The organism is Streptomyces sp. NRRL S-1813 (assembly GCF_000719605.1).
In the GTDB taxonomy this organism is placed as follows: Bacteria; Actinomycetota; Actinomycetes; order Streptomycetales; family Streptomycetaceae; genus Streptomyces; species Streptomyces decoyicus.
Genome location: NZ_JOHB01000001.1, coordinates 370,740 through 387,915, shown reverse-complemented (window position 1 = coordinate 387,915; position 17,176 = coordinate 370,740). Strand labels below are relative to the sequence as shown.

19 protein-coding genes are annotated in these 17,176 nt (G+C 70.5%); 3 read left to right on the top strand and 16 right to left on the bottom strand.

Going from position 1 to position 17,176, the window contains the following annotated elements; translation table 11 throughout:
• Window positions 1-100 precede the first annotated feature (100 nt).
• From IF67_RS0101820 to IF67_RS38695, 11 genes are all read right to left on the bottom strand, one after another.
• On the bottom strand, window positions 101-796 hold the full coding sequence (locus tag IF67_RS0101820; protein WP_030981412.1) for a pilus assembly protein TadG-related protein: 696 nt from the start codon (window positions 794-796) through the stop codon (window positions 101-103).
• Window positions 797-834: 38 nt separating this feature from the next.
• The gene (locus IF67_RS44100) at window positions 835-999 is read right to left on the bottom strand and encodes a membrane protein (protein WP_018089307.1); all 165 of its coding nucleotides are present in this window, start codon (window positions 997-999) and stop codon (window positions 835-837) included.
• A 362-nt stretch (window positions 1,000-1,361) separates the two neighbouring features.
• A complete protein-coding gene (locus tag IF67_RS0101810; protein ID WP_030981411.1) occupies window positions 1,362-1,799 on the bottom strand; it encodes a hypothetical protein in 438 nt (145 codons plus the stop codon).
• Window positions 1,800-1,802: 3 nt separating this feature from the next.
• The gene (locus IF67_RS0101805; RefSeq protein WP_030981410.1) at window positions 1,803-2,696 is read right to left on the bottom strand and encodes a DUF5936 domain-containing protein; all 894 of its coding nucleotides are present in this window, start codon (window positions 2,694-2,696) and stop codon (window positions 1,803-1,805) included.
• A 38-nt stretch (window positions 2,697-2,734) separates the two neighbouring features.
• Entirely contained in the window at window positions 2,735-3,682 is a 948-nt protein-coding gene (locus IF67_RS0101800) for a type II secretion system F family protein (RefSeq protein ID WP_030981409.1), read from the bottom strand.
• Window positions 3,679-5,019, bottom strand: a complete 1,341-nt coding sequence (locus tag IF67_RS0101795; protein ID WP_030981408.1) for a CpaF family protein — start codon at window positions 5,017-5,019, stop codon at window positions 3,679-3,681. The genes IF67_RS0101800 and IF67_RS0101795 overlap by 4 nt, the downstream gene beginning before the upstream one ends.
• On the bottom strand, window positions 5,016-5,468 hold the full coding sequence (locus IF67_RS38700) for a TadE/TadG family type IV pilus assembly protein (RefSeq protein ID WP_037838602.1): 453 nt from the start codon (window positions 5,466-5,468) through the stop codon (window positions 5,016-5,018). Before IF67_RS38700 ends, IF67_RS0101795 begins: the two co-directional genes overlap by 4 nt.
• Window positions 5,465-5,848 carry a TadE family protein gene (locus IF67_RS0101785; protein ID WP_030981406.1) on the bottom strand — a complete coding sequence of 128 codons (384 nt, stop codon included), beginning with the start codon at window positions 5,846-5,848 and terminating at the stop codon, window positions 5,465-5,467. Before IF67_RS0101785 ends, IF67_RS38700 begins: the two co-directional genes overlap by 4 nt.
• Window positions 5,849-5,851: 3 nt before the next feature.
• Window positions 5,852-7,297, bottom strand: coding sequence for an AAA family ATPase (locus IF67_RS0101780; RefSeq protein WP_030981405.1), 1,446 nt, complete (start codon window positions 7,295-7,297; stop codon window positions 5,852-5,854).
• A 13-nt stretch (window positions 7,298-7,310) separates the two neighbouring features.
• Window positions 7,311-8,030: a Flp pilus assembly protein CpaB gene (gene cpaB / locus IF67_RS0101775; RefSeq protein ID WP_030981404.1), complete on the bottom strand. Its 720-nt coding sequence runs from the start codon at window positions 8,028-8,030 to the stop codon at window positions 7,311-7,313.
• Between the two features lie 119 nt (window positions 8,031-8,149).
• Window positions 8,150-9,568 carry a hypothetical protein gene (locus IF67_RS38695; RefSeq protein ID WP_037838598.1) on the bottom strand — a complete coding sequence of 473 codons (1,419 nt, stop codon included), beginning with the start codon at window positions 9,566-9,568 and terminating at the stop codon, window positions 8,150-8,152.
• Window positions 9,569-9,879: 311 nt separating this feature from the next.
• Here IF67_RS38695 and IF67_RS0101765 point away from each other — a divergent pair, with 311 nt between their 5' ends.
• On the top strand, window positions 9,880-10,920 hold the full coding sequence (locus IF67_RS0101765; RefSeq protein WP_037838597.1) for a chitinase: 1,041 nt from the start codon (window positions 9,880-9,882) through the stop codon (window positions 10,918-10,920).
• A gap of 128 nt (window positions 10,921-11,048) precedes the next feature.
• On the opposite strand, the gene IF67_RS0101760 is transcribed toward IF67_RS0101765, so the two are convergent.
• The gene (locus IF67_RS0101760; RefSeq protein ID WP_030981401.1) at window positions 11,049-11,939 is read right to left on the bottom strand and encodes a trypsin-like peptidase domain-containing protein; all 891 of its coding nucleotides are present in this window, start codon (window positions 11,937-11,939) and stop codon (window positions 11,049-11,051) included.
• Between the two features lie 245 nt (window positions 11,940-12,184).
• Between IF67_RS0101760 and IF67_RS0101755 the strand changes: the two genes are divergently transcribed.
• On the top strand, window positions 12,185-13,534 hold the full coding sequence (locus IF67_RS0101755; RefSeq protein WP_030981400.1) for a M14 family metallopeptidase: 1,350 nt from the start codon (window positions 12,185-12,187) through the stop codon (window positions 13,532-13,534).
• Between the two features lie 72 nt (window positions 13,535-13,606).
• Here the strand turns inward: IF67_RS0101755 and IF67_RS0101750 are convergent, their stop codons facing one another.
• From IF67_RS0101750 to IF67_RS0101740, 3 genes are read right to left on the bottom strand one after another with little or no spacing between them, the layout of a single operon-like run.
• A complete protein-coding gene (locus IF67_RS0101750; protein WP_030981399.1) occupies window positions 13,607-13,798 on the bottom strand; it encodes a hypothetical protein in 192 nt (63 codons plus the stop codon).
• A gap of 11 nt (window positions 13,799-13,809) precedes the next feature.
• Window positions 13,810-14,001: a hypothetical protein gene (locus tag IF67_RS0101745; protein WP_030981398.1), complete on the bottom strand. Its 192-nt coding sequence runs from the start codon at window positions 13,999-14,001 to the stop codon at window positions 13,810-13,812.
• Between the two features lie 10 nt (window positions 14,002-14,011).
• Entirely contained in the window at window positions 14,012-14,863 is an 852-nt protein-coding gene (locus IF67_RS0101740; protein ID WP_030981397.1) for a helix-turn-helix domain-containing protein, read from the bottom strand.
• Between the two features lie 270 nt (window positions 14,864-15,133).
• Between IF67_RS0101740 and IF67_RS0101735 the strand changes: the two genes are divergently transcribed.
• The gene (locus IF67_RS0101735) at window positions 15,134-15,622 is read left to right on the top strand and encodes a hypothetical protein (protein WP_030981396.1); all 489 of its coding nucleotides are present in this window, start codon (window positions 15,134-15,136) and stop codon (window positions 15,620-15,622) included.
• A gap of 77 nt (window positions 15,623-15,699) precedes the next feature.
• Here IF67_RS0101735 and IF67_RS0101730 read toward each other — a convergent pair whose 3' ends face one another.
• Window positions 15,700-17,175: a GntP family permease gene (locus tag IF67_RS0101730; RefSeq protein ID WP_030981395.1), complete on the bottom strand. Its 1,476-nt coding sequence runs from the start codon at window positions 17,173-17,175 to the stop codon at window positions 15,700-15,702.
• Window position 17,176 lies beyond the last annotated feature (1 nt).

The window sequence follows — 17,176 nt, the reverse complement described above, 5'->3', positions numbered from 1 at the left end:
TTTGATCGTCGTCTGGTCGTCTCGGACGTCTCGGTGTGCGGGTCGGGGCGGTGAGCGGGGTGGTGAGCGGGGTGCGGGGGCGGGGTGCGGGGGCGGCCGGTCAATGGGCGAGGCGTACGGCGAAGAGATCGGATGCGTCGGGCAGATGCTGGAGGTGATCGGGGTCGAGCGTCCAGCGCTTTCCGTCACAGGTGAGCTCGACCGGCGCAGGCCGGGGGGCGTCCTTGCCCTTGCCGCCCGTGCCCCCCTCATCTCCCTCGTCGCCCTTGCCGTCCGGCCCGCCCGTGTCGTCCTCGGCGGGATCGAGGGTGCAGCGGGGCTCGACGACGGACTTCGCCTCGGCCTCCCCATGGGTGCTGCTGGTCATCGGGATCACCGAATTGCCCACGGACTTCTGGGTCCTGACCCCGACGGCGAACGAGGTGGGCCAGGAGTCCGGAGTGCAGCCGGAGCCCGAATCGGAGCCGTAGAGCTCGGCACCGTTCCGTTCGGCGAACCAGGCCGCGTTTTCGCAGGCCGCTGGGGAGGGGGCACCGCGCCCGTTCAGCAGGTCCTTCCATACGGCCTGGTTGGTCTCGTAGCTGCCGTCGCGGAGCCCGTCGAGAAGGCCCTTGGTCAGCAGGTCGCGGTACTTCTGGCCGGCGGCGAGCGCGGCCGCGTCGGCAGCCGTCTGCGCACCGTTGCGGGTGGCCGCGGCCTGGCCCACGGCGAAAAAGGCGAGCGCGAGGAAGAGCAGGCCCCCGACCGCAACGATGTAAAGCGGGAAGGCCTGCCCGGCGTCGCGCCGACGGCGCATGGTCGTGACCGGCACGACAGTGGCGGCAGCGGCGGGCCCTAAATCCCGACGACGTCGGAGATCTTGTTGGCGATGGCGTTCGCGATCTGGCTGCCGAAGTCCGTGGTCGACAGGACCAGGACGATCGCCACGACCACCGCGATGATGCCGAGGTACTCGATCGAGGTCTGTCCCCGGTCGTTCCCCAAAATACGCTTCGCCATCGTCTTCCCCTCCATGGGCGGCCGTACCGCTCTGGTCCGGCTGGTCTGTCCCCGTGGTGCCGGCGCGTTCGACCGCGCTCACGACACGAGAAAAGTACGCCGGAACATCGTGCCCGGAACAGGGCTTCCGTACCCAATCCTGAATTGGGATCACGGACGGCAGGCCCAACGGCGCATTCAGGCCACTTGGCCGCACCCCACCCACCCCCGTTCCCCCTCCGGGACCGTGCCCCGCTCTCCTGCCCATGTGGACCGGCCGGCCCGTCCGCACCATAGTGCGAGCGAAACCGTCCGCCCACCCACTGTGACACAACTCGTTGCTCTTGCGAAGGAGTTGACGAGAAGCGGGCGGCGCGGCGTACTCATCCGGCCGGGTGCGGGCCACTGCCGCCGAGCACGTACGCCAGGCCCGAACAGTCGTGGCCACCGGCCGGATCGGGAGCGTACAGGGTCCACACCACGAAGGCCTCGAAGAGCAGTGGCAGCACGCCCAGCACCAGGAGGACCAGGGCCGAACCGGAGGCCCGGGACAGCGCCGGGGCCCAGCCGCGCCGGAGTGCGCCCCGGTGCAGCACCGCGTACAGCACCGGGGCGGCGAGCCCGGCGCACAGGCCTGCCCACCCGAAAATGTGCATCCGCAAGGACGGCCCGAAGTAGTGACAGTCGTGGAAGGTGTCGGCGGAGAAGGCGGCGGAGAGCACGGAGAGGACCGCGCCGAGGAGAATCAGCCCGGGTACGCCGAGCGCCGTCCCGCGGCGCCAGGAGGCCGGGGGCGGGGCCGGGGCCGGGACCTGCGACACGGATCACTTCCCCATCAGCGAGCCGAAGTTGGTGCCCGAACCCAGGAAGAACCCGGCGATGAGCAGGATCATCGTGGCCGGAACCATAAAAGTGGTGACGACCATGGTGGCCTTGGGGACCGCGCGGGCGGCCCGGCGCCGGGCGTTCTGGGCGTCGGTGCGGCGCATGTCGTCGGCGATCTGGATCAGGGTGTCGACGATCGGCGAGCCGAGTTCCTCGCCCTGCTGGAGCGCGGTGACGAACTGGGCGACCTGTTCGGAGTCGTTGCGTTTGCGTAGCTCCTCGAAGGCCGCGCGGCGGCTGACGCCCATGTCCATCTGGCGCAGCGTGATGCGGAGTTCATCGGCCCATGGCCCCTCGTACTTCTCCGCGACCCGGTCCAGGGCCTGACGGAAGCTCAGGCCCGCGCTGACCACGACGGCCAGCACATCCAGAAAGTCCGGAAGGGTGCGTTCGATGGTGTCCTTGCGCTGGCGGATCGCGGCCCAGATGCCGACCTCGGTCCAGAAGAGACCGAAGAGCACCATCAAGACGCCGAGCAGCGGCTGACCGCGCAGGAACATCACCAGCGCGCCGAAGAATCCGAGGGCCCCGTAGACGGCGCGCCGGGCGGCGTACCGGTCGACGGTCAGGCCGCCGGGATTGCCGGCCAGGTCGATCCGGCGGCGGACCCGGGCGGTGCGTTTGTCGCCCATCAGCCGCAGCACCAGCGGCGCATAGCGCATCCCGGTGCGGTCCACCGCGGAGCCGACCACCGTGGTGCGGGTCGCGCCGACCTCCAGGGACAGCGCCAGGTCCGGCGGCAGCCGGGCCTCGCGGCGGTAGAGCGCGATACCGCCGCAGATGCCGGCGACCGAGAGGGCGAAGGCCGCGGCCAGCAGAATTCCGATTCCCATTCCTGTTCCCCTGGGGATACCGATGCCGGTGCCGGTATCTAGACGTCGATCTTGGACAGCCGGCGGATGAAGAAGAAACCGAGCCCGTAGAGGACAAAGGCCACCACGACCGCGAGCTGGCCGAGGAAGGAGGAGGTCATCCGGTCGATCGCGCCCGGAGCGATCCGGTTCATCAGCAGCAGCGTGCCGATACCGAGCAGCGGGACGACATAGGCGGTGACCACGACCTGGGAGAGCTGGGTGCGGACCTCACGACGGGTCTCCTTGCGCTCCTCCAGGGTCTTGGTGAGGTTGCGCAGCGAGCCGACGACGGTGCCGCCGGCGCGGTTGGAGAGCACCAGGGTGGTGACGAGGACGACGAGTTCGCGGGACGGGAGGCGTTCGGCCAGCTCGCCGAGCGCCTCGTCGACGGAGTGGCCGACGGCGAGCTTGTCGGAGACCTTGCCCAGTTCCTCACCGGCCGGTGCGTCCAGCTCCTCGGCCGCCATGCCCAGCGCGGTCCGCAGGGCGAGCCCGGCCTGGGTGGCGTTGGCGAGGATCCGGGAGAGCTCGGGCAGCTGGTTGATGAACTTCTCGATGCGCTTCTGCCGCTGCCAGTTGAGGAAGGCGAACGCGGCCCAGACGGCGACCAGCGCGGCGATCGGGCCGAAGAACGGGGCGAGGGTGGCCTGCGCGATCAGCCACAGCGCGAGGACCGCGCCGAGCATGTAGACGAAGAATTCGCCGGGGGTGACGTCCAGACCGGTGGCGGCCAGCCGCAGTTCGAGGCGGCGGCCGAAGCGGGTGCCGCGCAGGGCGCGGTCGACGGACGGGAAGCGCCGCTGCCGCCCGTCGGCCGGCCGCCTGCGCTCGTCGTCGAGCCGGTCGACGACGGCCTGCCGCTGGGCGCGCCCGGCCGCGTACGTCCGTACGCCGGCGATCGCGAGCACCCCGCACAGCAGGGTGGCGCCGATGGCGAGCAGGGCGAGGTGGTTCCCGCCGGTCATGAGAGGGCCTTCCGGGTGGCGAGTTGGGCGTCGTCGGTGGCGACGCCGAAGGCGGGCGGGGTGGGCTCGCTCGCCATGAAGAGGCGTTCGGCGACCCGCCGCGGCAGCGGGAAGTAGCGGAACCGCCCGTGCACGATGCGGTCGGCGCCCATCGGTTCGGCGTCGAAGCGGCAGACCGTCGCGATCCGGTAGTCCTCGTGGCCGCGCGAGTCGAGGATGGCGATCTCGCTGATCCGGCGGGAGCCGTCGGCGTGCCGGGTGAGCTGGACGATGCAGTCGACGGCGCTGTTGATCTGGTCCCGCAGCGCCTCGAAGGGGATCTTGACGTCCGACATGGAGGCCAGGGTCTGGAGGCGCATCAGGGCGTCCTCGGCACTGTTGGCGTGGACGGTGGCGAGCGAACCGTCGTGGCCGGTCGACATCGCCTGGAGCATGTCGAGGGTCTCGCCGCCGCGCACCTCGCCGACGATGATGCGGTCGGGGCGCATGCGAAGGGAGTTGCGTACGAGGTCGCGGATGGTGATCCGGCCCTTGCCCTCCACGTTGGGCGGCCGGGACTCCAGCCGGATGACATGGCTCTGCTGGAGCTGGAGTTCGGCGGCGTCCTCAACGGTGATGATCCGCTCCCCGTCCGGAATCAGGCCGGAGAGGGCGTTGAGGAGCGTGGTCTTGCCCGCACCGGTGGCACCGGAGACCACCACGTTGAACTTGGCCCGCACCAGCCCCGCCAGCAGCATCAGCATCTGCTCGTCGAGCGTGCCCATGCCGATGAGTTCGGCGAGGGTGTAGGCGCGCGGGAAGCGCCGGATGGTGAGCGTGGCGCCGTTCAGCGCGAGCGGCGGGATGATGACATTGACGCGCTCACCGGACGGCAGCCGGGCGTCGACCATCGGATTGGACTCGTCGACCCGCCGGTTGACGGTGGAGACGATCCGCTCGATGGTCTGCATCAGCTGCTCGTGCGAGGCGAAGCGTACGGGCAGCAGCTCGACCCGGCCGGCCCGCTCGACATACACCTGGTCCGGGCCGTTGACCATGATCTCGGTGATCGAGGCGTCCTCGAGCAGCGGCTCCAGCACCCCCAGGCCGAGCGCCTCGTCCACCACCCGGCGGATGAGCTGGGCGCGTTCGGCGGTGGAGAGCACCGGGCCCTCACGGCTGATGATGTGGCCCAGTACGCGTTCCAGCCGCCCGCGGCGCTCGGCCGCGGCCAGCGAGGACATCTCGGCGAGGTCGATCTCTTCGAGCAGTTTGGCGCGGTAGACGGCGACCATATGGCTGTCCTGCCGCGCCTCACCGGCCGGTTCGGGTGCGACGATCCGGGCTTTCAGGCTCATCGCGGTGATGCTCCTTCGTACGGGTCCGGCGCCCGGAGGCCCAGGGCGGCGGATTTCTGCGGGCGGGGCATGGTGGCGCTGCGGCTGGCGGAGCCGAAGTCCTTGATGCCGGGCAGCAGCGAGGGAATGGTGACGCGCACCGTCGCGCGGACCTCGTCGCCCCCGCCGTCCACCGAGACCTGCGCACCGCGCGAGACCCAGCCGGTCATCGCGGCCCGGCCGGCGGCCTGCGGGTCGGCCGGGTGGTCGGCCTCGTCCATCGAGGCGGTGCGGGCCGCGGCGCGCGCTCCCGTACCGGCCTGCTGGACGGCGAACGCGGCGAGCCCGAGCTGGACCACCGCCAGCCCGACGACCAGCAGAATCGGCAAGAAGCCGAGGAATTCGATGGAGACCGTGCCCCGGTCGCGGCCGTGGCCGCGGAGCCGGGCGGGCAGGCGTACGCCGCTCATCGGGCGTCCTCCTTCGCGGCGCCGGCCGAGCCCTCGGCCGACCACGGGAAGGTGGCCGCGCCGGGGAAGAGCACCGGGACCTCGATGTCGACCGTCGCCTTCCATACGCCTGCTCCGGGGCCGCAGGAGATCGTGGCACCGCCGCGCCAGGAACTGGGGAGTTCGTTCTCGGCGGCGGCGCGGCAGGCTCCGGCGCCGCCCCCGTCCGTCGCGGTGCCGGCCCGCGCGCCCCGGTCGGCGGAGTGGGCGGCGAGCGCGTACGCATAGCCGACCAGCACCAGCTGCCACAGCAGCGCGAGGACCACCAGGATCAGCGGAAGCAGCCCCATGAATTCCACGGCGACCTGCCCCCGGTCGTTGCCGCCCAGTGGGCGCCGCACCGCTCAGCCCTCCTCGTAGGGACCGGCCGGATCGAACGGACCCGAGCCGCCGGCCGCCGCCGCGGAGCCGCGTCGCGCGCCGAACCGGATGCCGGACCCTGAACCGGCCCCGGAGGCCGGCCCCTGACCCGGCCCGGAACCGGGAGCCGCTCCCGGCGTTATGGCCTTGCGCTTGCGCCCCGTCAGTGTCGGGCGCGCCCGGTGGCTGCCCCGGCCCTGCCGCACGGCCGGCGACTCGACCAGGCCGAGTTCGCCCGCGAGCGCCCACAGTGCCTGCCGGACCGTCGACTTGCCGTCGAGGTCCTGTATCCGGCCCGCGTCGACACAGGGCTGGAGCTCCTTGAAGGCGGCCGGCACATGGGTCCGGGCGACCTGGGTGCCGGTGGCCTTGGCGACCAGCGGCGGCTGGATCTCGGTGTTACGGGTGAGGCGGTTGACCACTGTGGTGGTGTCCTCGGCCTGACGGATCTGCAACCGGTCCCACAGCCGGACCTGCCGCTTGGCGGCCCGTACGGACACCACGTCGGGGGTGGTCACCAGCAGTGCCACATCGGCGAGTTCGACGGCCGCGGCGTTGGCGGACTGCATCTGGGAGCCGCAGTCGACCAGCACCACTTCGTAGCGGGAGCGCAGCGCGCCGATGATCTGGCGGGCCGCCCGGTCGTCGACCTCCTCGCCGCGTTCCCCCTCCTCGGGCGCCAGCAGCAGCCCGAGGCCCGTGTGGTGGTCGTGCACCGCGTCCTGGAGCACCCGTACGGAGATGTCCGCGATGCCCGCCAGATCGACGACCGAGCGGCGGAACTGGACGTCCAGATAGGAGGCCACGTCACCGGACTGGAGATCCAGGTCCAGCAGCGCGACGCTGCGGCCCGCGGCCCGTGCGGCCAGCGCCAGCTGCACGGCGGTGACGGTGGTGCCGACCCCGCCCTTGGCGCCGGTCACGGTCACCAGGGTGCCGGCCGGCCCGGGGGCCGTCTCCGGGCCGGCCCCCAGGTGTACCCGTACGCCCGCCGACCACTGGGCGGCGGCCTGCACCCGCGCGGCCAACTCGTCGTAGCCGAGCGGGAGCCCGACGACGCCGCGGGCACCGGCGTCCATCGCCGCGGAGAACAGCGCGGGACCGGCGTCCGTGGTGATCAGGACGACGCCGACGGCGGGGAAGCGCAGCGCCACCTCGCGGATGAGCTCCAGCGCCGGCGTCGGACCGATCCGCTCATGGACGAGCACGACCTCGGGGAGCGCCTCGACGGCGGACGGCGGACCGGCCGCGGGTGAGGCGGCGGACGACGCGGCGGCCCCCTGGGCGGCGGCGCCGGTCAGCGCGTCGAGAAGCGCCGTGGAGTCGGCGACGGTGGGCGCGGGCTCGGCGTCCGGCAGCTGGTTGAGCAGCGAGGACACCGCGCGCGCTGCGTCCGGGTCGCCGATCGCCGGAAGGATACGGATGGTCACCTGAGCCTCCGGGTCACTTGTCACCGTCGAGGGTGTAGGTGCGCTGGCCGGGCGGGATGGTGGCCTCGCTGCCGGGGGCGATCAGGGCGAGCCGTACGTGAGAGGCGAAGGACTCGGCGTAGGCGACCCGTTGGGCGTCCTGGGTGTTCAGCGCGAAGGTGATCGGGACGGCCTCCCCGGCCTGCCGGCCGGTGGTGGTGGTGGCGCCGGGGTCCTTGGCCTCCAGGGGCGTCAGCTTGCCGACGTCGATGACCTGGGCCCCGGAGACAATGACCTTGGAGACCGGCTTGTCCTCGGGGCGCTTGCCCTCGAAGGTGGCGAAGATGTTCACCCGGGCACCGGGGTTGATCTTGCCGGCCACGCCGGTCGCGGCGTCGATCATGATGGCGATCTCCTGCTGCCCGGCCTTCAGCGCGGGCCGCTCGACAATCATGTCGTCCTGCAACAGCGACCCCTTCTTCAACGGGGTCACCGCGATCCTGCCGCTGACCTTGTCGAGATCGGTCACGGCCGTCGGCGGCAGCCACCGCTGCGGCATCTTCACCTTCTCGAACTGCCCAGGATCCAGCGCTTTATAGGCTGCGACATCCGTCTTCAGCCGGTACGCCGTCTTTTCGGGGCCGACCTTGGACTCGACGTTCTTGATCACCGACAGTACGCCGACGAACGCGCCGACCGCACAGAGAACCGACAGGAGCAGCAGGATCACTCCGCGGCGCTGGCGTGAGTTCATGGGGGAGGGACCTCGATCGGGACGGGGAGAAGGGGCGGGCGGTCGCCGGACGGGGGCCGGCGGACCGGCGGCCGACGGGATCGGCCGGTGGGGGCGGGGCACGGACGGCCCGGTCGGGCTCAGCGCACGCGGGCCACCGTCCGCGGAGTGCCGGGGACGTCGGGGCGGCCGGGGACGTCCGGGTGGGAGGGGACGTCCGGACGGCCGGGCAGATCGGAGTGGCCGGGCGGATCGGGGTGTGCGGCGAAATCGGGGTGGCCGGGCAGATGCCAGTGGCCGGGGGCCCGGGGGCCGTCGTCGCACGCGTAGGGGTTGCCGGGCACCGGGCGCCCGGACCCGTACGGGTTCCCCGACGCCGGCGGGCCGCCCGCCGCGAGATCCGGCCCGCGGACGTCCCACTGCCCCGTTTCGCCGCTGCCATCGGTGCCTTCACCCCGTACGTCCGCCACGCCCGGCACGCCGAGCACGCCGGCCACACCGGGCGGTGCCACCGGGGAGAGGCCGCGCTCGCCCCACGGCGAGGGAGACGGTTCGGCCGGGGCCGCCGAGGGGGACTCGGGCGCACCCGTACCGCCCGACGGCCCGGGGGCCGGGGTGAGGGCGCCGGCGGATGCCGTTGCGGCAGGAGCAGCAGCCCCCTGTCCCGGCCGGGTGGCCGGCCCTCCTATGGCCGCCGGCCCCTGACCCGGGCCGCCACCCCCTGCCGCCCGTTCCCGCGCCAGTGGCGCCGCGCAGAACGCACAGCGGTCGCCGAGGAGTTCCAGCCCGCACCAGCCGCACGCCTCGCGCCGTACGGAGGTCACCAGCTGATGGAGGACCGACAAGTCCGGTATGGCCGCCGCGAATTCGATGAGTTTCTGGGTCCCCCACCACCGGGCGGACTCGGCGGGCAGCCGGGCCTCGTACACCCCCTGCACCTGCCAGGCCGGGGCGAGCGCCGCGGTCACCCACTCGGAGGTGAGCTGGCCGCGGGCGAGCGCGAGCTGCGTGGTGAACCCGGGCGCCGGCAGTCCGGCCTCGGTGCTGTGCCGGTCCAGATGCAGCAGCCGCGGCTCGGGGTGGGCCAGCACCGCGAAGTGGGCGCCGGGCAGCCAGGACTTCACATGGGACCGCAGGTCGACCTCGATGCGGTCCAGGCCGCTCACACTGCCCAGCAGGGCACCGGCGTGAACGTAATGGCTCAGCAGCCGTGCCGCGCTGGCCAGCACGCCGGGGCTGAAATCGCACAGCGACAACTGCCGCAGCTGACGGGCCAGTAACGCCACGCCCAGCGGCGGCAGGGACAGCGGCACGATGGCGATCCGGTCGCTCTCCAGGACGGAGCGCAGGGTGTGCAGGCGCCGGATGTGTTCCGGCGGGCAGGCCGAGGAGTACAGCACGATGAGGTGGCCGTGGTGCTCCAGCACCGCACTGGTCTCCGTCAGGGCCTCGTCCAGCGGCTGGAGATGCGGGGCCCGGAGCACGACGGCGGCGGGGGTCTGCCGGTCGGTCGCGGGCAGCGCGAGGTCAGGGCTGGTGACTGCAATCGCGGTCGGCACGTCGCTCCCCCACTCCCTCCGGCCGCCGGGGGCCCCGGGACCGCGGATCGGCACAGCTTGCTAGGCGCCGTACGCTCAGCACTTTATCCACAGAGATACGTCCCAGAGAACACGTTCTGGGCTACTCGTCATCACCATCACCCCGTAGGGAAAGGGCGCATACCGGCCAGGCGACCATGAGGGGAACACCCGCTTCCGGCAAGACTCTTGACAGGGCCAATGGTCTGGACCACGTTGTACGGCAAGCGCAGGGGCCCCTGAAACGCGCATCCGCACCACTCCCTCTCCCCTTCCCCCACACGGAGGCAGCCGTGGTTCGCGCACGATCAGGCACGTCGAAGAACAGGCTGACGGCAAGACTTCTGGCCGCACTCACCGCCACGGCGCTGACCTCGGCCGGAATCCTCGCGGCGGGCACCGCCCACGCATCCGGGAACCGCCCCCAGCCGTCCCCCGCCGCACACACCGCCGCCGTTCCCCGCCACGCCGTCACCGGCTACTGGCAGAACTTCAACAACGGCGCCACGGTGCAGAAACTGAAGGACGTCGACGACGCCTACGACATCATCGCGGTCTCGTTCGCCGAGGCGACCGGGACGCCCGGCGCCGTCGACTTCCACCTCGATCCGGCCGTCGGCTACGGCTCCACCGACGAATTCAAGGCAGACATCAAGGCGAAGCAGGCGGCCGGGAAGTCGGTGATCCTCTCCGTCGGCGGCGAGAAGGGCGCGGTGTCCGTCAACGACGACGCCTCCGCCAGGAACTTCGCCGACTCCCTCAACGGCCTGATGAACGCATACGGCTTTGACGGCGTCGACATCGACCTGGAGAACGGCCTCAACGCCACGTACATGACTCAGGCGCTGACGGCCGTCCATGCCCGGCACAGCGACGTCGTGGTGACCATGGCCCCGCAGACCATCGACATGCAGTCACCGCAGAACGAGTACTTCAAGACGGCGCTCGGCATCAAGGACTTCCTGACCGTCGTCAATATGCAGTACTACAACAGCGGTTCGATGAACGGCTGCGACGGGAAGGTCTACTCCCAGGGCTCGGTCGACTTCCTGACCTCGCTCGCCTGTATCCAGCTGGCGGGCGGGCTCGACCCGTCCCAGGTCGGCATCGGCGTACCGGCCTCCTCCCGCGCGGCCGGCAGCGGGTACGTCGCCCCGTCGGTCGTCAACGCCGCCCTGGACTGCCTCACCCAGGGCACCAGCTGCGGCTCCTTCAAGCCGTCCAAGACCTACCCCGGTCTGCGCGGTGCGATGGCCTGGTCCACCAACTGGGACGCCGCGGGCGGCGGCGAATTCGCCCGCCAGGTGGGCGCCCACGTCCACGGCCTCCCGTAACGGGCCCCGCCTCCCCGGCGGACACCGCCACTCCCCCGCCGCACCCTGCGGCGCCCCGGCGCCACCCCCCACACACCGCCAGGTCCCGCGCACCCCGTGCACGGGACCTGGCGTCGCCTACTGCGTTCTCACCTACGGGTGGCCGCCGGCTTCGGCAGCGCGCACCCGGCCGCACTCAGGTCGAGCTTGTTGCCGACACCGAAGCACTTCGGTATCCCGTACGTCTCCTGGGCGTAGTTGATGCCCTGGTGCACGGTGACGTTGCCGTTCTCGTCCACCTCGCACGGGTTGTTGACGGTGCACTTCTCGCCGTCCTCGTTGCCCGTGTTGTTGATGGCCGCGACCTTGCCGGTGCCGGTGTCGATCACCGGCGATCCGGACGTGCCGCCGATCGTCTTGCACTGCGGGGTGTAGCGGACCGAGTCCTTCCAGGTCCAGTCACCCTCCTTGAGGGTGGGCACGAACCCGTCGATGTTGCAGGAGTAGATCTTCTTCCAGTAGCCGGAGACGACGCTGATCGCCGCGCCCTTGGCCGGGTGGGCGGTGGCCAGCTCCAGCGGCTTGATCCCGTACTTCTGCTCGATCTGGGCGTAGGTCGAGGAGGTCTCGTAGAGCGAGACATCGGTGTCGGTCATCGTGGCGTACGCGATCTTGGTGGCCTTGATCGTGCCCGCCCGGCCGGCCGACTTGTCGAGCAGGGTGAAGCTACGGCTGGACGGCTGGTCGACGATGACCTCGCCGGCGCCGGGCATGCCGCTTTCCAGACAGTGGCCGTTGGACATCACCAGGGCCGGGTCGTTCGCCTGCGAGGTGGGCATCCGGACAACGGAGCCGGAGCAGTTGCTCAGCGCGACGGTGCCGGCGAAGTCCACCGCCTTGGTCCTGTGCTGCTTGAGGTGCTGCTGCTGGGGCTGCTGCGCCCTGTGCTGCGGCGCCGCGTGGGCCGTTCCGACGGTGCCCACCAGGGCTGCGGCTCCCAGCACGGCCGTGGCCAGGGTGCCGACGAGAGGTCGATTCATGTGGGGTCCTCTCAGCTTCTGTCACCGAAGTCCCTTCATGGGCTTCGGTTTTGTCGTGCGCATTGTTGGCGCCACGGCCGCCCGAGGCAATGAATTTCCTGGAAACGATGGGAAGTTGCCGAGTTCGCCGTAACCGTCACGGTCCGCCGCCGATCCCGCATCTGGCCGTTCCGCGTCTTGACCCGACCATGCCAACCCCTCATAACTGACGGTGTCGCTTCGCCTCACACCCCACAGGAGACCGCATGCGACCACGTATCCGCGGCGGACGCAGCACCGTCCTCGCCGCGCTCCTCACCCTCGCGCTCGCCGCCCCGATAGCCGCCGCCCAGGCGCAGGAAGCCCCCTCCGAAGAGCCCACCGCCGGCGCCGTCGAGCGCACCGAACTCCCCCGTCAGTACGAGGTGACCGGCCCCGCCACGCCCGCACAGCGCACCGCCCTCGCCGCGACCGGCGCCACCCTCGACGAGGTCCACGGCCACAAGGCCGTCATCACGGCGAACCGCACACAGGCCGCCGCCGCCCGCCGACTCGGCTACCCACTGCGCCTGTTGCCCGCCCCTCCGGCAGCCGCGCCCGCGGCCCCCGGCACCCGGGTCAAGGACTTCCCCTCCGGCTACACGAAGTACCACACCTACGACGAGGCCACGAAGGAGATCGACGCCCTCGTCGCCAAGCACCCCGACCTCCTCACCAAGCAGGTCATCGGCACCTCCCACGAGGGCCGCTCCCTCCTCGCCCTCAAACTCAGCAAGAACGCCGCCCAGGACGAGGCGGAGCCCGAGGTCCTCTTCACCGCCCACCAGCACGCCAGGGAACACCTCACCGTCGAGATGTCCCTGTACCTCCTGAACGAGTTCACCTCCAAATACGGGACCGACCCCCGCATCACCAAGATGCTCGACTCCCGCGAGATCTGGATCATCCCGGACCTGAACCCGGACGGCGGCGCCTACGACATCGCCTCCGGCTCGTTCCGCAGCTGGCGCAAGAACCGCCAGCCCAACACCGGATCGAGCAGCGTCGGCACCGACCTCAACCGCAACTGGGACTTCAAGTGGGGCTGCTGCGGCGGCTCGTCGTCCAGCCCCTCCTCCGAGACCTACCGCGGCCGGTCCGCCGCCTCCGCCCCCGAGGTCCAGGTGGTCTCGAAATTCGTCCACAGCCGCGTCGTCGGCGGCAAGCAGCAGATCAAGGCCGCCATCGACTTCCACACCTACAGCGAACTGGTCCTCTGGCCCTTCGGCTTCACCGACGACGACACCGGCCCCGGCATGACCCAGGACGACCACGACACCTTCGCCACCATCGGCAAGGACATGGCCGCCACCAACGGCTACACCCCCGAACAGTCCAGCGACCTGTACATCACGGACGGCTCGATCGACGACTGGCTGTGGGGGGACCAGAAGATCTTCGCCTACACGTTTGAGATGTACCCGTCCTCCTTCGGCTCCGGCGGCTTCTACCCGCGGGACTCGGTGATCCCCAAGGAGACGTCGCGGAACCGTGAGGCGGTATTGCGGCTGGTGGAGACCGCGGACTGCGTCTACCGCGCGATCGGCAAGGAAGCGCAGTACTGCAAGGACAGTTGACGCACCCCTGCCGGGACGAAAGGCGGGCGCGCGCCACCGCGGCGCGGCCCGCCCGGCCCAGGGCGGACACACCTAGAGCAGATGGTCGGCCTTGCCGGCCTTGATCTCGCGGATGAGAGTGCGGAGAGCCTCGCGGGTGTCGGTGACGTGGGCGTCCTCGGCACCCGCCACGGCAATGTAGCCGTTGCCTTCTTCGTCGGTACCGAGGCGGAAGCACGCCGAGCCCTCGGCGCAGAACGGCTCTTCCCAGCGGATATCTCGCATGGTTTGACCTCCTAGAGCAGGTGGTCAGCCTTGCCGGCCTTGATCTCGCGGATGAGAGTGCGGAGAGCCTCGCGGGTGTCGGTGACGTAGGCGTCCTCGGCGCCCGCTACGGCAATGTAGGCGTTACCCTGCTCGTCGGTTCCTATACGGAAGCAGTTGTTGCCTTCGCCGCAGTAGGGCTCTTCCCAGTTGATGTCGTTCATGGTGACCTTCCTAGAGTGAGCGTTCGACGTTGCGGATGAAGTCACGCGAAGCCGGGGCCGACAGCGACGCGTTGTCCATCCAGTCCAGGTGGGCGCGGTACTTCGCGAGCTGGGCTTCGGCGTGCGTGAATTCCGGGCCGTGGGCAGAGTCCAATTGCACCGTGTCGAGCTGAGGTACGACACCCCCGGCGTACAGGAGTGCATGTCCAGCTCCCGGGAACGCGCCCACATCCACCCGGAGGACCCGCACGTCTACTCCCTCGCGTTCCGACGCCTGGCACAAATGCTTGAGCTGGTGGCGCATGACCTCGGCTCCGCCGAACCTCATCCGCAGCGCCGCCTCGTGGACATATGCCACATAGGTGGGTGGCACAGGCCGCTCGAAGACCTGCTGGCGCTCCATGCGGTGGGCGACGCGCAATTCGATTTCGAGTCGCGTGGGAGGCGGCAAGACGGCGGTGAAGACGACTCGGGCGTAGTCCTCGGTCTGGAACAGCCCCGGAACGTGGACTGTCTGCGTTGTACTGATGCTTGCGGCATGCCATTCGAGCTCCGCGATGTCCAGCAGTCCGGCGGCGAGCGTGCCCCGGTATCGCTCCCACCAGCCGCGCTCCCCGTTCGTAGCCATGGCGACCAGAGCTTCGACGTACGACTCGTCCGGGCAGGCGTAGTTGCAAGCCAAAGTGCGCACACGTTCAGGGGAGACCGGCCTGATGCCGCCCTCCATGTTGGAGATCCGCGTCCGGTCGATGCCCAACAGCCCCGCGGCGTAATCGGTGGTGGCCCCGGCAGCGAGACGCATCTTGCGCAGCTCGGCACCAAGTCGCTTCTGGCGCACCGTTGGTGTGGTTCTGGTCGGCATGCGGCCCCTTCTCGCGCGGTGGTCGGGGTCAGTCTGCCTCTGCGCGGCTGCGCCAGTCCATCGCGACTGGGGGTAATTGCCCCCCTTCGAGGTGGACAATGTGCCAGCACCTCCCTACAGTCAGTAACGCAACGCTTACGCTCCACGCAGTCGGAAGCGCATCGCGCGAGCCTGCCCGCGACCTCCTCCCCTGGGAGAGGCGGGCCCGCGCCAGGGAGACAGGCCACTGACTGCCGTGCCATAACCAACCCTCTGCAACAGGGAGTTGCCATGCCCGCAGCCGTGACCGTCTGCCCGCACCCCCTCGACACCCGCACCCCTCGCGTGCCGGAAAACCTGGCCTACAGCCTCACTCTTCCCGCCGCGCTCGCCAGTCCGGCCGTCGCGCGCTCTGCCGCCCGTACGATCCTGGAAGCGCACGCCCTGTACGACGTGACCGCCGCCGCGATCCAGGTGATCGGTGAACTCGCCGCCTGCGCTTGTCTGTTCACGCCGTCCGACAGCGTCTACCTGTCGCTGCGCTATCGCGACGACGCGCTGCGCATCAGCCTTTACGACGGACACCCGCGCCATACCCACCGCCGCCTCGCGGCAGCCTGCGACGGCAGGCGGCGGTCCCTGCTCCTGCTGCTGGCCTGCGTGATGGAGGCCTGCGATGGCGATTGGGGATTCGGGGCGTCGCAGGAGCCCGGCGACGGGACGCGGATGTGGGCCGTGCTGCCGCGCGAAGGGGCACGGGCGTACGGGCGCGCGGCGTGATTCCGATGGGGCGCCCGGTGCCGGGCGCCCCATCGGCATACGTACGGAGACGGCGGCGGGAAGCCCGCCACCAGCGGCTACACGGCCAGGCTCACCAGTGCCGCCACTGCGAACCCGGCGACCGAGAGCACGGACTCCAGCACGGTCCAGGACTTGAGCGTGTCGCGTTCCGTGATCCCGAAGTACTTGCTGACCATCCAGAACCCGCCGTCGTTCACATGCGAAGCGAAGATCGACCCCGCCGAGATCGCCATGATGATCAGTGCCAGATGGGCCTGTGACATGCCCTGGCCCTCGACGAGGGGGACGACGATGCCGGCCGTGGTGACGATGGCGACCGTGGCCGAGCCCTGGGCTACGCGCAGGACGAGGGAGAGGAGGTAGGCGAGGACGATGACGGGCAGGCCGACGTTGTGGAAGGTGTCGGAGAGGGCGGTGGCCACCCCGCTGCCCTTGAGGACGGCGCCGAAGATACCGCCGGCGCCGACGACCAGGATGATGTTGCCGACCGGCTTGAGCGAGGCGGTGGAGACCCTCTCCAGGGACTTGCGGGACCAGCCGCGGCGGATACCCAGCAGGTAGTACGACATCAGCAGGGCGATGGTCAGGGCGACGAAGGGATGGCCGAAGAACTCGACCACCGAGCGGCCGGTCGAGGGGGCCATGGCGATGGAGGAGAAGGTCGCCAGGAGGATGAGGAGCAGCGGGGTGCCGATGATGGTGAGGACGGTGCCCAGGGGGACCGGCGCCTCGTCGGGCTTGACGCCGGCCGCGGCCTTCTCCGCGGTGACCGCGGCCTTCGCTTCGTCCGCCGCCTCGACCATGTCCTGCGGTACGGGGACGAAGAGGCGCCTGCCGATCCAGGCCGCGTAGCCCCAGGCGGCGAGCACCGCCGGGATACCGCAGAGGATGCCCATGAGGATGATCCATCCGAGGTCGACCTTGAACAGGCCGGCGGCGGCGACCGGGCCGGGGTGCGGCGGCAGGAAGGCGTGGGTCATGGACAGGCCCGCCAGCAGCGGCATGCAGTAGAGCAGGATCGACTTGCCGCTGCGCTTCGCCGCCGCGTAGACGATCGGCGCCAGGACGAAGATGCCGACGTCGAAGAAGACGGGGATGCCGAAGATCAGGCCGGTCAAACCCATGGCGAGCGGTTCGCGCTTCTCGCCGAAGAGGCGGAGCAGCCGGGAGCTCAGCACCTCGGCGCCGCCGGAGACTTCGAGGATCGCGCCGAGCATGGTGCCCAGGCCGATGATGATGGCGACGTGCCCGAGGATGCCGCCCATACCGGTCTCGATCATCGAGACGGCGTCGGATTTCTGGACCGTGCCGAAGAGTTCGGTGACGGAGAGCCCGGCGGCCAGGCCCACCGCGATGGAGACGGTCAGCAGCGCGACGAACGGCTGTAGCCGGACCTTGATGATCAGGACGAGGAGCAGGGCGATGCCCAGGGCGGCGACCGTCAGAAGTCCCGCGGTGCCCGGTATCAGGGCGAGCAGTCCACCGGTGTGGGGTGGTGGTGGCGGGGTGGCGGGCGTGGCGGCGAGGAACATG

What these genes read in the sequence shown, in the direction of transcription:
- IF67_RS0101820 (WP_030981412.1), bottom strand. Translation starts at nt 796, where the DNA reads ATGCGCCGTCGGCGCGACGCCGGGCAGGCCTTCCCGCTTTACATCGTT.
- IF67_RS44100 (WP_018089307.1), bottom strand. Translation starts at nt 999, where the DNA reads ATGGCGAAGCGTATTTTGGGGAACGACCGGGGACAGACCTCGATCGAG.
- IF67_RS0101805 (WP_030981410.1), bottom strand. Translation starts at nt 2,696, where the DNA reads ATGGGAATCGGAATTCTGCTGGCCGCGGCCTTCGCCCTCTCGGTCGCC.
- IF67_RS0101800 (WP_030981409.1), bottom strand. Translation starts at nt 3,682, where the DNA reads ATGACCGGCGGGAACCACCTCGCCCTGCTCGCCATCGGCGCCACCCTG.
- IF67_RS0101795 (WP_030981408.1), bottom strand. Translation starts at nt 5,019, where the DNA reads ATGAGCCTGAAAGCCCGGATCGTCGCACCCGAACCGGCCGGTGAGGCG.
- IF67_RS38700 (WP_037838602.1), bottom strand. Translation starts at nt 5,468, where the DNA reads ATGAGCGGCGTACGCCTGCCCGCCCGGCTCCGCGGCCACGGCCGCGAC.
- cpaB (WP_030981404.1), bottom strand. Translation starts at nt 8,030, where the DNA reads ATGAACTCACGCCAGCGCCGCGGAGTGATCCTGCTGCTCCTGTCGGTT.
- IF67_RS0101760 (WP_030981401.1), bottom strand. Translation starts at nt 11,939, where the DNA reads ATGAATCGACCTCTCGTCGGCACCCTGGCCACGGCCGTGCTGGGAGCC.
- IF67_RS0101755 (WP_030981400.1), top strand. Translation starts at nt 12,185, where the DNA reads ATGCGACCACGTATCCGCGGCGGACGCAGCACCGTCCTCGCCGCGCTC.
- IF67_RS0101750 (WP_030981399.1), bottom strand. Translation starts at nt 13,798, where the DNA reads ATGCGAGATATCCGCTGGGAAGAGCCGTTCTGCGCCGAGGGCTCGGCG.
- IF67_RS0101745 (WP_030981398.1), bottom strand. Translation starts at nt 14,001, where the DNA reads ATGAACGACATCAACTGGGAAGAGCCCTACTGCGGCGAAGGCAACAAC.
- IF67_RS0101740 (WP_030981397.1), bottom strand. Translation starts at nt 14,863, where the DNA reads ATGCCGACCAGAACCACACCAACGGTGCGCCAGAAGCGACTTGGTGCC.
- IF67_RS0101735 (WP_030981396.1), top strand. Translation starts at nt 15,134, where the DNA reads ATGCCCGCAGCCGTGACCGTCTGCCCGCACCCCCTCGACACCCGCACC.
- IF67_RS0101730 (WP_030981395.1), bottom strand. Translation starts at nt 17,175, where the DNA reads ATGTTCCTCGCCGCCACGCCCGCCACCCCGCCACCACCACCCCACACC.